At 62.3% G+C, this 12,605-nt stretch carries 13 protein-coding genes; 6 read left to right on the top strand and 7 right to left on the bottom strand.

What is annotated here, in order from left to right; all coding sequences use genetic code 11:
* Position 1: 1 nt before the first annotated feature.
* From IAE38_RS18185 to IAE38_RS18165, 5 genes are read right to left on the bottom strand one after another with little or no spacing between them, the layout of a single operon-like run.
* Positions 2–625, bottom strand: coding sequence for a lysophospholipid acyltransferase family protein (locus tag IAE38_RS18185; protein ID WP_201164545.1), 624 nt, complete (start codon positions 623–625; stop codon positions 2–4).
* Between the two features lie 10 nt (positions 626–635).
* Positions 636–1,067: a hypothetical protein gene (locus IAE38_RS18180; protein ID WP_201218530.1), complete on the bottom strand. Its 432-nt coding sequence runs from the start codon at positions 1,065–1,067 to the stop codon at positions 636–638.
* Positions 1,064–2,392, bottom strand: coding sequence for a phosphatase PAP2/dual specificity phosphatase family protein (locus IAE38_RS18175; protein ID WP_201218529.1), 1,329 nt, complete (start codon positions 2,390–2,392; stop codon positions 1,064–1,066). Before IAE38_RS18175 ends, IAE38_RS18180 begins: the two co-directional genes overlap by 4 nt.
* Positions 2,393–4,147 (bottom strand): bifunctional alpha/beta hydrolase/class I SAM-dependent methyltransferase, encoded by a 1,755-nt coding sequence (locus IAE38_RS18170; protein WP_201218528.1) that lies wholly within the window; start codon positions 4,145–4,147, stop codon positions 2,393–2,395.
* Positions 4,148–4,173: 26 nt separating this feature from the next.
* A complete protein-coding gene (locus IAE38_RS18165; RefSeq protein ID WP_201218527.1) occupies positions 4,174–4,785 on the bottom strand; it encodes a CDP-alcohol phosphatidyltransferase family protein in 612 nt (203 codons plus the stop codon).
* Between the two features lie 195 nt (positions 4,786–4,980).
* On the opposite strand from IAE38_RS18165, the gene IAE38_RS18160 reads away from it, so the two are divergent.
* Both IAE38_RS18160 and IAE38_RS18155 read left to right on the top strand, forming a co-directional pair.
* Positions 4,981–6,381, top strand: coding sequence for a PAAR domain-containing protein (locus IAE38_RS18160; protein WP_201218526.1), 1,401 nt, complete (start codon positions 4,981–4,983; stop codon positions 6,379–6,381).
* A complete protein-coding gene (locus IAE38_RS18155) occupies positions 6,374–6,775 on the top strand; it encodes a hypothetical protein (protein WP_201218525.1) in 402 nt (133 codons plus the stop codon). The genes IAE38_RS18160 and IAE38_RS18155 overlap by 8 nt, the downstream gene beginning before the upstream one ends.
* Positions 6,776–7,050: 275 nt before the next feature.
* On the opposite strand, the gene IAE38_RS18150 is transcribed toward IAE38_RS18155, so the two are convergent.
* Positions 7,051–7,971 carry a LysR family transcriptional regulator gene (locus IAE38_RS18150; protein WP_201218524.1) on the bottom strand — a complete coding sequence of 307 codons (921 nt, stop codon included), beginning with the start codon at positions 7,969–7,971 and terminating at the stop codon, positions 7,051–7,053.
* Between the two features lie 77 nt (positions 7,972–8,048).
* On the opposite strand from IAE38_RS18150, the gene IAE38_RS18145 reads away from it, so the two are divergent.
* Complete coding sequence (locus tag IAE38_RS18145) at positions 8,049–8,813, top strand: sulfite exporter TauE/SafE family protein (RefSeq protein WP_201218523.1); 765 nt, start codon at positions 8,049–8,051, stop codon at positions 8,811–8,813.
* Here the strand turns inward: IAE38_RS18145 and IAE38_RS18140 are convergent.
* Positions 8,803–9,117 carry a putative quinol monooxygenase gene (locus tag IAE38_RS18140; RefSeq protein ID WP_028633337.1) on the bottom strand — a complete coding sequence of 105 codons (315 nt, stop codon included), beginning with the start codon at positions 9,115–9,117 and terminating at the stop codon, positions 8,803–8,805. The genes IAE38_RS18145 and IAE38_RS18140 overlap by 11 nt on opposite strands.
* A gap of 172 nt (positions 9,118–9,289) precedes the next feature.
* Here IAE38_RS18140 and IAE38_RS18135 point away from each other — a divergent pair, with 172 nt between their 5' ends.
* The 3 genes from IAE38_RS18135 to ggt all read left to right on the top strand — a co-directional run bounded on the left by IAE38_RS18135 (position 9,290) and on the right by ggt (position 12,593).
* Positions 9,290–9,880 carry an NAD(P)H-dependent oxidoreductase gene (locus IAE38_RS18135; RefSeq protein ID WP_201218522.1) on the top strand — a complete coding sequence of 197 codons (591 nt, stop codon included), beginning with the start codon at positions 9,290–9,292 and terminating at the stop codon, positions 9,878–9,880.
* 30 nt (positions 9,881–9,910) lie between these two features.
* Positions 9,911–10,816, top strand: a complete 906-nt coding sequence (locus IAE38_RS18130) for a LysR substrate-binding domain-containing protein (protein WP_201164556.1) — start codon at positions 9,911–9,913, stop codon at positions 10,814–10,816.
* Between the two features lie 109 nt (positions 10,817–10,925).
* Positions 10,926–12,593 (top strand): gamma-glutamyltransferase, encoded by a 1,668-nt coding sequence (gene ggt / locus IAE38_RS18125; protein WP_201164557.1) that lies wholly within the window; start codon positions 10,926–10,928, stop codon positions 12,591–12,593.
* Positions 12,594–12,605: the final 12 nt, after the last annotated feature.

Below are 12,605 nucleotides of genomic sequence, written 5' to 3'. Positions count from 1 at the left end.
GTCAGGCATCCTTGGGTGCAAGGTTGAGCAGGGCCTGGCTGGCCCGATCGAGAAACGCCTGCTTGGTCTCACCGGCCTGCAGGTGCATGGGTTCACCGAAACTCAGCGTGCACAGCAACGGCAGCGGCAAAGCCCGGCCTTTGGGCATCACCCGGTTGAGGTTGGCAATCCAGACGGGTACCAGTTCGACCTGCGGGTGGGCGGCTGCCAGGTGGTAAAGCCCGCTTCTGAACGGCATCAAGGGCTCGTCGCCCAGGTTGCGGGTACCCTCGGGGAAAAAGATCAGCGAGTCGCCCTGGGCCACCGCGTCCAGTACCGGTTGCAGCGGGTTGCCACCGCCTTCGTCACGCTGGCGGTTGATCAATACGCCATTGAATACCTGCCGGATCAGGAAGTCGCGGATGCCGGGCTTGGCCCAGTAATCCGCGCCTGCCACCGGGCGTGCACGGTTGCGCAACGCCTGTGGCAACGAAGCCCAGAGCAGCACGAAGTCGCCGTGGCTGCTGTGGTTGGCAAAGTACAGGCGCTGAACGGGCTCCGGTGTGCAGCCCAGCCACAGGGCGCGAGCGCCGGTTATCAGGCGTGCGGCAGAGGTGATGACGTAGGCGGTAAGGTTGGCGAGCATGGGTTGATCATCATCCGTTGAAAGGCAGTATCAGCAAGGTGGCCAGGGCCACCATGATTTGCAGCGCCAGGCACACGCCCTGTCGACGTAGCAGGGCCAGGGCGGCCTTGCTGCGTTCGGGCCAGTTGCGGTGGTCAGGCGCCTGCGGTTTGAGCGAAAGCTCGATGAGCGCCCGGTCCAGCGCCAGGGTATCCGCTGCCAGGTCGTGACTGTTGGCGAGGTGGGCGAACAATGCAGCATCCAGCCCGACGCGAATCGCCCAGTACTTGTGCAGCACACCCAGGGCGGTCAATACGGCGCAGGCCAGGGTGGCGAGCGGGTGCACCGTGACACCGAGCATGGGCGCCATACCATAGGCAAGCGCCAGCAGGGTAAGGCCGTCGGAGAAACGCTCCAGTTGGCTACCACGCTGTAGCAGGGTGGCAACGACCCAGAGGCTCATGATGGCCTCCTCAGGTGCTGCAGCACCCGTTGGTGTGCTGCATGCAGCCTGATGCCCGGGCGCGCCTTGCGGACCAGCGCTTCGGCCTGGTGGGCGTCGGCGCAGCGCCCGCTCACTATCAGCCAGGCTGCCACGGCGCAGGCACTGCGGGAGTAGCCCAAGGCGCAGCAAACCAGTAATGGGCCCTGGCTGTGCAACTGCTCGATACGGGCGGCGGCCTGGCGCAGCAGTTGCGCAGGCGGCGGGATCAGATCAAGCGCCGGGAAGTGCTCGTAGTATTCGGGTGCACCGGTTGCCGTGGGGCTGGGTTTGGCCAGAAACGGCAATTCGGCGCACAGGTCGACCACGGCCGCAAAGGGCAGCGTGCGTGCCGGGATCCGCCCCAGGTAAACGCCGTCGCACACTTCGTTTGGCTGCGGGTGGCGCCACGTCCACACTCGGGCGTTGAGCCAGGCGCCGAGCAGGTAGGGGCCTAATAGCCAGGTAGCCGCCACCGATAGGTGCCCGTCAGCATTTTTCTGAAAACCGCCAGCCCCGAGCACGGCATAGTTCAGTGCCACCAGCAGCAATGACACGCAGGGCCAGAGCAGCCACAGCCAGCCGCCGCGCAGAGTGGCAGCCGCCAGGGTGCACATCAGTGCCCCTGCCAGGTAGTACGAGGCGATGCGCCAGCGCTTGGTATCCCGTGCTAACTGCGCACCTTGCCAAGGCAGCCGCCCTGCCTTGGGCCACAGCCAGAGGCACACCAGCCCTGCAAGTGCGCCGGTCGGCAGGTCAATGAAGTGATGCTGCCAGGTGGTCAGCACCGAAAGGCCAATCAGCCCCATCCAGCCGTGTACCAGCCAGCGCCAGGGCTGGCGGTGCACGTGGCGGGCGAACATCGTCCAGATGATCACCAACAGGGCAATATGCAGCGAGGGCGCCTGGTTGAAAGGTTTGTCAAAACCCATCAGCAGGTCGAACAGCCCGCCAAACAGCCCGTCCAGTGCTGGCCGCTCGAAGGTAAAGCGCAGCGGCCACAGGATGAAGCAGGCCACGCAGATCAATTGCGCCGACAGTAGCGCCAGGGCATGTCGGTCCATCTCCTGCCGGGTGCGCGGCAGCAGGAACGACAAGCCATACAGCAGGTCGATAGACCAGTACGGGATGATCGTCCACGGCCACAGTGGCATGCGGGTTTCCCAGCCGAACACCAGGCTGCCCACATCGCTGCGCCCTGCGGCGTAGTTGTTGGCCAGCCCATAGCTCAGGAAAAACAGCGGCCCCAGCAACAGCAGCCAGCACACCCCTCGGCGTATCAGGCCGGCTTCGCGCGTGGGGTTCATTCAACGTACCCGCTGTGCCAGGCTGACGCTGAAAATACCCCACTCATCGATACGCTGGGTGAGCTTGCGGAAGCCTGCCGCCTCCACCAACTGGTCCATTTCGGCCTGGCTGCGACGGCGCATTACCCAGGCCTGGCCTTCGCGGTGGCTGGTGAGGGCGCGGGCGATCATCTCCAGCTGTGGGTGCCACGGCTGGCCGGTGTAGACCAGGTAGCTGCCATCTTCCATCGCATCGGCCAGCCCGGCGAGTGAGTTGCCCACCAGCTGGTTGCTGGCGAACAGCTCATACAAGCCGGAAACCACAGCCAGGGTTGGCGGTTGTTCAAGCGAGGCCAGGCTCTGGCGATCAAACGCATCGCCCTGAACGAAGCGGGCAATGTCGGCCAGCCCCTTCTCCTGGATCAACGCCGAACCTTGCTCCACGTTAAGGGGGCTGTAATCACGCAGCAGGATCGAGTCTGGCAATTGCTCCAACTGCTGCAGCGCTTCCAGAATGTAGCGGCCGTGGCCAGCTGCGATATCGAAGATGTGCACCGGGCGCTGAGCCTGATGCAAGCAGCTGATGGCCTGGCGTAGCAGCTCTTCGACGTGCAGCTTGCGCTGGCGAATACCGCGCCAGCCAATGGCATCGAGGTAGTTCTTGTCTATTTGGGCACCCAGCCAGCCTTTGCCGGAAGGCTTGTTGCGGTACACGTAATCCAGGGTGCTGCCAGAGTCGAACCCGGTGTCGAAGCCCAGCTTCACGCCTTCCGACAGCCCGCTGCCAAACCGCAGCCCCGCCCGGGTAGCGCGCCAGTACAGGTCACGCGGGGAGTTGCGCGGCAGCGGTGCGGCCAGGCTTTCGGCCTCGGCGCAGGTGGCGCCGGTCTTGTCCGCATCCAGCAGCGATGGCAGCGCGCAGGGGCTGGCGAAACAGTGCTCCACGAAGCGCTCGATGCGGCGCAAGGCATGTGCCCGGTCGCGTTCGCCCAAGGTGTCGTGGAAGAACCCGGGCAGAACGTGCATTTCCTTGCGGGTGCTGCCCAGGTTGTGGAAGAAGCGCTCCTGCGGCTGGCGCTCAACCACCAGGTCGGCACCGGACACCAGCAGTTGCGTTGGCACCTGTATCGCCTGCGCATCGGCAACTACACGGTCGGCAGCGTCGTACAGCCCCAACAGCATGGTCACCGAGATCGGCCGGCTGATGAGGGGGTCGGCGGTATACGACATCACCCGTTCCGGGTCATGGGTAAGCAACCCTGGCTTGACGTAACTGTTGACGAAAAAGTTGCCGCGCACAGCCTTGAGCAATTTCAGGCCAGGGCGGGCGAAGGGCACGTACAGCTTGACCTTGAAAGCCGGTGAGGCCAGCACCAGGCAGCGCACCTTCGGCGCGTAATCATGCGCCCAGGTGGCGATCAGCACAGCGCCGACGCTTTGTGCCACCACCACAAGTTCCTGCTCGGCGATACCGTGGCTGGCCTGAATGTGCTCGATGAACGTCTGTACGTCGCGCACGCTGGTGGCAAAGCCCGGGCTGTCACCCCGTGCACCTGGGGAAAGCCCATGGCCCCGGGCATCCCAGGCGAAGAAGTCATAGCCCGGCATGTCCAGCTCATCAGCCAGGTGGGCCATGCGGCCGCCGTGTTCGTGGCCGCGGTGGAACATCACCACCGCCCGGCGCGGCTGGTACTCGTTGCGGGTTGCAGGCCAGTGGCGGTAGTGCAGCTCGACGCCATCATGGGTAGAGAAGTGCAGGGTTTGCGCTTGGCGCATGTTCGAAATCCTTTTGCGGCTGCAAGTTAGGCCTGGCGGGTTTCCGCGAGCCCGCGACGAACGCGGTTGTAAAGGGTATAGAGCGAGAGCGCGAGGATGACCAGCAACAGGCCGTTGACCCAGGCTGCGGTAAGCAGCCCCACTGCCACCCCTGCGCCCAGCACGCCGAACGCAAAGGCGCGGTCGCTCTTGCCCATGGGGCCGTCATAGCGCCGCGAAGCTCCGGCCAGCGGGCCCATCACCCCGGCGTACTCGCTGACAGTGGCGAACAGCACCACCAGCACCACCAGCACAGGTGACACGCCGGGCAGCAGGGCGAAGGGCAGGTACAGCGCAGCATCCGCGATCACGTCGCACAGCTCGTTCAGGTAGGCGCCCAGGGTGGACTGCTGGCCAAACTCCCGTGCCAGCATGCCGTCGATGGCATTCAGCGCCATGCGCACCAGCATCCATACCGGCACCAGCACGAACAGCCAGGTGACGTGGGGCACAGCGGCTAGCAGCAGGCCCAGCAATACCGACAGCAGGGCGGCGCATACCGTGACCTGGTTGGCGGTTACGCCGCGATCATGAAGGCGCTGCACCGAGGGGCGCAGCAATGCCTGGAAACGGGGTTTGAGCTGGTAGATCGATGCCACTGGCAAATCCTTTTTCGAGTGGGCCGCATGGGCGTCATTTTGGGTGAGTCTTGCACTGGGGTAAAGCCACCTGCGCGACAGCAGGTGGAGGAAGACCTTCAGTGTAGGAAGTATCTGATTTGAGGGGCCTGGCGTTTGAAGTTCCTTCCTGGGTGTTAGGTTTTTTGGCCTCAACCAAGGGCAGGGAGCTGCGCGATGCGCGTGAACATTGAAGGCAGAGGCCAGGCAGTAGATGGCGACATCACCACTACAGGTGCCGTTTGTATTGCCACCGGCACGGGTTACCTGGACAACTCACGCAGTGTGCTGCGCGTCGGCGACCCGACCACGGCGTGCCCGGTTTGCGAGCAAGCAGGCGTGGTGGCCGAAGGGGCTGAAAGCTTCATATCCGATGGCCAGCCTGTCGCCACGGATGGTTCATTGGTGATCTGCGGTTGCTCACCTGGCAGCAACCGGGTCGTCGCACCGCTCTACGAGGCGCCGCCGAGCAGCCAGCCCGGTACCGCGGGTGGGCCAACTGCCTTGGCTGAGCCAGCGACTGTTTTCCGAGGGGACGGGTTTTCCCGAACCCTTGTCAGCGCGCTGCCCGGTACCCTTGAACCGGGGTTCTATCTGGTTCCCCGGCGCATGTCGTTTGCGCACGTCTTGCTGCAGCTCGCTGAGCATGATGCCACCTTGCCCATCTCCCGCTTGAAATGGCTCAACCCCACGTATGCACAGGGCTTCAAGGCTGGGGAAATGTTCGTCATCGGCGACCCGGACAACGGCCATGCCTGCACCCGCGAGGAAGGGCAGCTGATGGCCGCCGCGCAGCACACCAGGCGCGCACTGCAAGCGCTCGACATGGCCGAAGCCGATTTCATGATGGAGCACCAGGCAGAGATTGCCGGGTTACTCGAAAACGCCAGCCAGGCCATGGGGGTGGGCACGGATATGCTCAACCAGGGGCTGAAACAGGTAAGCGGAACCCTGTCGGCGATCGAACAGTTGCATCAGCAGGAGTTTCTCCGCCATGGCCATTTGAACAGCCCAAGCTTCTTTGCTGAGCGGCGGCACCTTTTACAGCAGCTGGACGGGCAGTTGAAGGCCGCGTTGCTCAATAAACAACTGAACCTGGGTAACTATGAGCGCCTGAAGAAGCGCCTGAATATCTCTACCAAAAGCCTGGTGCATCACTGGTCCAAAGCTGGCGGGCCGGGGCAGATACCCGGTTATGCGACTCACCTGGATAAGGTGGCGCGGCTTAGTAAGTACCTCAAGGCGGGCGGGTATGCAGGAATTGGGATGGGTGGAGGGGCTTCGTATTTGAAAATTCAAGAGGTCTGCAGGGCTGGTGACTCTCGCGAATGTGAGCGTGTCAGGGTAGTAGAGATAGGAAGCTTTATAGGCGGGACATTTGGCGGTACTGCGGGAGCTACTATTGCCACTCCCGCCGTCTTGTCCATATGTGGTGTAGTCGGATTTAGTACTGCAGGCGTTGGGGCAGCTTTATGTGGTATTGCTGGAGTTGGAGCAGCATCTTACCTAGGTGGCTGGATAGGCGAATTAATAGGTGAAGAGGGCGGTGAGATGCTATTCAGGGGGAGCAATGATTGACGTTGATACATGGCCGTTGAAAGCGCAGCTTGCTTTCGTAGTATCACCCTTTTTGATAATCATCCTCGGGATGATCGTGAATGCATCTGTGATCTGGTCCCGTGATTTCAAGGTGCTAAACGAGGCTTTCATGAATAACACGTATGTCGCAGGTGTCAGGGGTGTCATGGGGGACACCAGTATACGGGCGCGTTGGTTTATAGCATGCACCGTAGCAGGCGCTGTTGTTTTTACAAAATTCAACTGCCGTATTGGAGTGGTGAATGAGTCTGAGGTGATGGGCGTTCCATTACATTTGAGAAAGCGGCTGCGGGTGGCATTTTGGCTGAATGCAGTCGGCTTTTCTTGGCTCGTATTTGTGTGTGCAGTGATAAAGTTGGGCAGGTTGCATTAATTCAGCCTGAGTTTCCACCTGGGAGGAGAGAAAAGCCTGCCTATGTGCGGGCCGCAGGAGAATCAATAGTTGAATTGATGATGAGGCGGCGCCAGATGAATTTTGAAGCGTGGCCACCACCTTGAAGTTAGTCTTACTACTGCCGCCCATTTTTCATCGGTCTAACGTCCCTTCACATCAAGTCAGGGCTGGTAAACTCAACAGAGATAAAAAATTTCCCGCCCCGGCTGAGGTCTCGAATACTGATTGCGTCCTGGCTGGAAATCTTTGCCTTTTCATGGTTGGTCACAGGCTATTTCATCATCCGTTAAAAGGCTTTTCCCTATCAACGCCACCAACCCCGCCGCATACCCTGGCAACGCTGCAAAATCCCGTGCGCACAGCAGCAAACGGCGGTTGGCCCAGGGTTCCTGTAAGCCAGCCCAATGCAATGGCAGCAAGCCCTGCCAGCGCTGTACCGCCGCCAGCGGCACAACGCCGACTCCCGCCCCGCCAGCAACCATGCGGATTACCCCGTCAAACCCCTCGGCCCTTACCCGTACCTGCATGCGCAGGCCGGCACGCAGGGCCAATTCTTCGAGGTACAACGCCAGGGCGCTGGCAGGCCCCAGGCCGACATAGCCGTAGGCCAGGCTGTCGATAAAGCTGGGTGACGGCATCCGGGCCAGCGGGTGGCCCGGGGGCGTTACCAGCACCAGTGGATCGTCGCGAAAGGGCCGCGTCTGCAGGTGCTCCACCGGGGCGGCACTTGAGACCACGCCCAGGTCGGCAATGCCCTGGGTAATGGATTGCACAATGCGCAAACTCGGCATCTCCTGCACATCCACGCTCACCCCGGGGTGGGTTGCCAGGTAGCTGGCCAGCAGTTCCGGCAGGTATTCGGTAAGGGCTGCGGTGTTGCACAGCAAGCGCACCTGGCCCTGTTGCCCTTGGGCGTACTGCGCCAGGTCGAACTGGAGGCGCTCCACCTGCTGGCCGATCAGCCGGGCGTGCTGCAACAAAGCCTGGCCGGCTGCCGTTGGCACAACGCCGCGGCGGTTGCGCTTCAGCAGCGGCACACCCAGCGAAGCCTCCATGGCGCGGATGCGCGCGCTGGCTGCGGGTAGCGACAGATGGCTCCGTCCGGCGCCCGCGGTGATGTTTCCACATTCCAGGGTGTGTTGAAACAGCTTGAGATCAACCAGCTCGAAGTGCATGTGGCTCTGTCCACGCAATAGTCTGGGTGAGTATATGGCAGATGTTCACACGGTCAGGCATCCGCCATCATCAACCCATGAATACATTCCTCGCGTTTTACCAGGATATCGGCCCAGCCCTTTCGTTACTGGTGGTGCTGACCTTTCTCATGGCTGGCGCAGTGAAAGGCGTGATCGGCCTGGGTTTGCCGACGGTAGCAATGGGGTTGCTGGGCCTGGCTATGCCCCCTGCGCAGGCAGCGGCCCTGCTTATCGTGCCTTCGACCCTGACCAATCTCTGGCAGCTGGCCAGTGGTGGGCATCTGCGCACGTTGCTCGTGCGTTTGTGGCCCCTGCTGGCAATGACCTTCATTGGCACCCTGCTGGGCAGCGCCTGGCTGGGCATCGACAGCGGCCCCTGGGCCGTGCATGCCCTGGGCGCAGCCTTGCTGGTGTACGCCCTTTACGGGTTGGCCGGGCCGGGCTTCAGCCTGGCACCTTCCCGGGAGCGCTGGCTGGGGCCCATATGCGGGCTGATCACCGGGGTGGTCACGGCCGCTACCGGGGTGTTCGTGATGCCGGCGGTGCCGTACCTGCAAAGCCTGGGCCTGTGCCGTGAGCAGATGATCCAGGCATTGGGCTTGTCCTTCACGGTTTCCACCCTGGCATTGGCCATGGGCCTCGCCGGCCAGGATGCACTGGGCGGTCAGGCCCTGGGGGCCTCACTGCTGATGCTGGCGCCGGCGTTGCTGGGCATGCTCGCCGGGCAATGGCTGCGTCAGCGTATCAGCCCAGTGCTGTTCAAGCGGTGCTTCTTCATTGGCCTGGCCATGCTGGGCGCCCATCTGTTGCTCAACGGCTAGCAGATGATGGGCTAAGCATGTCTACCCGCTGGAACTCGAAATCCTGCGCCAGGTAGTCCATGCGCCGCTCAGCGAATGCGGTCATGTGGGGCAGCGCGGCGTGCACATCCAGCGCTGCTTTGTCAGCCCATACTTCGAAGAATACGAACAGGGTCGGGTCCTGCTGGTCGCGCAGCATGTGGTACTCGATGCAGCCAGGTTCCCGGCGGCTGGGCTCCACAAAGGGCCTGAACAGGTTTTCGAAAGCATCGGCCATTTCCGGCCGCGTCTTGGCCTTGAGGATGAACGCATATTGCTCAGTCATGAAAAGTCGCTCGTGTGAAGGAAGGGCAATGTTAGGGCAATAATAAAACCTGGATTCGTGCTTTTGGGTCACATGTATTGTGCGGCAACGAGGCTGTTTGCTGCATTCCACTGTCTATAACCTGCGGCCTCAACTTTTCACTGAGCCGGTCGCCGGCTATCAGAGGCCCAGCATGAAGCACATCCTTTTGCTCAACGGCGGCAAACAGTTCGCCCATTCTCACGGTCAGCTCAACCAAACCCTTCATGATGCAGCGCTGGCCCATCTGGACCATGCCGGGTTCGCGGTGCAGCAGACCTTCATCGACGGCGGTTACGACGCACCGGCCGAGGTAGAGAAGTTTCTCTGGGCCGATGTCATCATCTACCAGATGCCAGGTTGGTGGATGGGCGCGCCCTGGACGGTGAAAAAGTACATCGACGACGTGTTCACGGAAGGCCATGGCAGCCTGTACGCCAACGATGGCCGCAGCCGCTCGGACACCTCGCGCAAGTATGGCAGTGGTGGCTTGTTGCAAGGCAAGCAGTACATGCTGTCGCTTACCTGGAACGCACCGCAGCAGGCGTTCGATGCTGCAGACGATTTCTTCGAAGGCAAGGGTGTCGATGGGGTGTACTTCCCGTTCCACAAGGCCAACCAGTTTCTTGGCATGACCGGCCTGCCCACCTACCTGGCGGTGGACGTGATCAAGCGCCCGGACGTGCCGGTTGCGGTGGCAGGTTACCTGACGCATCTGGACAAGGTGTTCGGCAAGGCGATCTAATCCCGGCAGCTACCTGCCGCAGGCCTGAATGTGAAAACCCGATCCGAAGAGCTCCAGGTGTTCGTCGCTGTCATCGACTGCGGCTCCCTTTCCGCAGCCGCCGAACAGATCGGCCAGACCCCCTCGGCGGTCAGCCGCACCCTGGCACGCCTTGAGGCCAAGCTGGGCACCACGCTGGTGAACCGAACCACACGGCGCATGGACCTCACCGAAGAGGGGCGCTTCTTTCTCGAGCGGGCGCGGCAGGTACTGCAGCAGATGGACGACATGGAAGAACGCCTGGCGATCAACCGCCAGATGCCCACCGGGCGCCTGCGCATCAATGCGGCGGCGCCTTTCATGCTGCATGCCATCGTCCCGTGGGTTGGCGAGTTTCGTCAGCACTACCCTGGCATCGAGCTGGAGCTGAACACCGACGACCTGATCATCGACCTGCTGGAGCACAGCACGGATGTGGCGATCCGTATCGGTGAGCTGGCCGACTCCAGCCTGCATGCCCGTAGCCTGGGCAGCAGCCCGGTACAGGTGCTGGCCAGCCCTGCTTACCTCGCCCGTCAGGGGGTGCCGCTGCGGGTCGAGGACCTGCCCAGCCACAGCCTGCTGGGCTTCAGCCAACCCGAATCACTCAACCGTTGGCCCCTGCGCCATGCCCAGGGGGAGCAGTGGGGCATTCGCCCGGCGCTGACGGCCTCCAGCGGCGAAACCCTGCGCCAGCTGGCCTTGGCGGGGGAGGGCATCGTCTGCCTCTCGCATTTCATGACCCACGACGACATCCGCGCCGGGCGCCTGCAGGTATTGCTGGCAGACGCCAACAACGGCTATCGCCAGCCCATCCATGCCGTCTACTACCGCAATACCCAGCTGGCCCTGCGCATCCAGTGCTTCCTTGATTTCATCCAGCGCAAACTGGAAAAGTACGCCAGCCCAGTTGCCTGATCACGACATGGCCTGCCCGCCGACGGCGAAATTTCCGGGTGCCGATTGCACACCGGCGGCCCTTCGGCCTTACTGACAACTCGACAAAAACCAACACCAAGGAAGTGTCATGCGTATTGTCCCGTTCCAGTACCTGGCCCTGGCCGCCGCGATCCTCAGCTGCTCTTCGGTGCATGCCGTTGTGTTGGAAGGCGGCGCCGTCGCTGCTCCCGATGAGTACGGTGCAAAGGTGGCCGCCGACATCCTGAAGAAAGGCGGCAATGCGGTGGATGCTGCGGTGGCTACCGCCTTCACCCTGGCCGTCACCTACCCGGAGGCCGGCAACATCGGCGGGGGCGGCTTCATGACCCTGTTCGTCGACGGCAAGCCTTACTTCCTCGATTACCGTGAAGTCGCCCCGCGGGCGGCCACGCGCAACATGTACCTGGATGACAAGGGCGAAGTCATCGAGAACCTGAGCCTGGTCGGCGCCCGCGCAGCGGGTGTGCCGGGGACGGTGATGGGCCTGTGGGAGGCACACCACAAGTTCGGCAAATTGCCCTGGAGCGAGCTGCTGACCCCGGCCATCGGCTATGCCAAAAATGGCTTCAAGGTGGCGGAAAAACAGTACCAGTACCGCAACGATGCCCAAGGCATGTTCAAGACCGCCACCAACTTCAACGACTATTTCGGCAACATGAAGGTTGGTGAGCTGTTCAAGCAACCCGAAATGGCACAAACCCTGGAACGCATTGCCGACAAGGGTGTAAGCGAGTTCTACCAAGGCAAGACCGCAGACCTGCTGGTGGCGCAGATGCAGGCCGACAAAGGGCTCATCACCAGGCAGGACCTGCAGGACTACAAGGCTGTCTGGCGTGAACCGATGGCCGTGAGCTGGCGCGGTAACGTGGTGTATACCGCGCCGCCGCCCAGCTCTGGCGGGGTCGCCCTGGCGCAGCTGTTGGGCATCAAGGAAGACCGTGCCGCCGATTTCAAAGGCGTGGCGCACAACTCCGCGCAGTACATCCACCTGCTGGCCGAAATCGAGAAGCGGGTGTTCGCCGACCGTGCCGATTACCTGGGCGACCCGGCCTTCACTCAGGTACCTGTGGACAAGCTGGTCGCCAAGGCCTACCTGGCCAAACGCGCCGCCCAGGTCAACCCGAAGGCCATTTCTGATACGGAGCAGGTCAAGCCCGGCCTCGAGCCGCACCAGACCACGCATTTTTCCATCGTCGACAAGCAGGGCAACGCCGTCAGCAACACCTACACCCTCAACCTGGACTACGGCAGTGGCGTCGTGGTCAAAGGTGCAGGTTTCCTGCTCAATGATGAAATGGACGACTTCAGCGCCAAGCCCGGTGCGGCCAACGCGTTCGGCGTGGTAGGCGGCGATGCCAATGCCATTGCCCCCGGCAAGCGCATGCTGTCGTCGATGAGCCCCAGCCTGATGACCCGCGACGGGAAGGTGGAACTGGTGATCGGCACGCCGGGCGGTTCGCGGATCTTTACCTCGATCTTCCAGGTGATGAACAACCTGTACGACTACAACATGCCGCTGGAAAAGGCAGTGGCCGCGCAGCGCGTGCATCACCAGTTGCTGCCCAAGGACACGATCTACTACGACAGCTATGCCCCGTTGACCGGCCAGGTGGCCGATGACCTGAAGCAGATGGGGTACGTGCTTGAGGACCAAGGCTGGGAGATGGGCGACATCCAGGCGATCCGGGTAAACGGCGCCACGCTTGAAACCGCCTCCGACCCCCGCGGCCGCGGCGTGGGCCTACTGGTCAAGTAACCCCACGCCACG

This window comes from Pseudomonas sp. S32 (genome assembly GCF_016648095.1).
GTDB lineage: Bacteria > Pseudomonadota > Gammaproteobacteria > Pseudomonadales > Pseudomonadaceae > Aquipseudomonas > Aquipseudomonas parafulva.
The sequence above is the reverse complement of the archived record's forward strand: the minus strand, read 5'-3'. Positions and strand labels throughout refer to the sequence as shown.

Bases quoted from the DNA above. Each gene is read 5' to 3' on its own strand.
- IAE38_RS18185 (WP_201164545.1), bottom strand. From the start codon at position 625: ATGCTCGCCAACCTTACCGCCTACGTCATCACCTCTGCCGCACGCCTG.
- IAE38_RS18180 (WP_201218530.1), bottom strand. From the start codon at position 1,067: ATGAGCCTCTGGGTCGTTGCCACCCTGCTACAGCGTGGTAGCCAACTG.
- IAE38_RS18175 (WP_201218529.1), bottom strand. From the start codon at position 2,392: ATGAACCCCACGCGCGAAGCCGGCCTGATACGCCGAGGGGTGTGCTGG.
- IAE38_RS18170 (WP_201218528.1), bottom strand. From the start codon at position 4,147: ATGCGCCAAGCGCAAACCCTGCACTTCTCTACCCATGATGGCGTCGAG.
- IAE38_RS18160 (WP_201218526.1), top strand. From the start codon at position 4,981: ATGCGCGTGAACATTGAAGGCAGAGGCCAGGCAGTAGATGGCGACATC.
- IAE38_RS18155 (WP_201218525.1), top strand. From the start codon at position 6,374: ATGATTGACGTTGATACATGGCCGTTGAAAGCGCAGCTTGCTTTCGTA.
- IAE38_RS18150 (WP_201218524.1), bottom strand. From the start codon at position 7,971: ATGCACTTCGAGCTGGTTGATCTCAAGCTGTTTCAACACACCCTGGAA.
- IAE38_RS18145 (WP_201218523.1), top strand. From the start codon at position 8,049: ATGAATACATTCCTCGCGTTTTACCAGGATATCGGCCCAGCCCTTTCG.
- IAE38_RS18140 (WP_028633337.1), bottom strand. From the start codon at position 9,117: ATGACTGAGCAATATGCGTTCATCCTCAAGGCCAAGACGCGGCCGGAA.
- IAE38_RS18135 (WP_201218522.1), top strand. From the start codon at position 9,290: ATGAAGCACATCCTTTTGCTCAACGGCGGCAAACAGTTCGCCCATTCT.
- ggt (WP_201164557.1), top strand. From the start codon at position 10,926: ATGCGTATTGTCCCGTTCCAGTACCTGGCCCTGGCCGCCGCGATCCTC.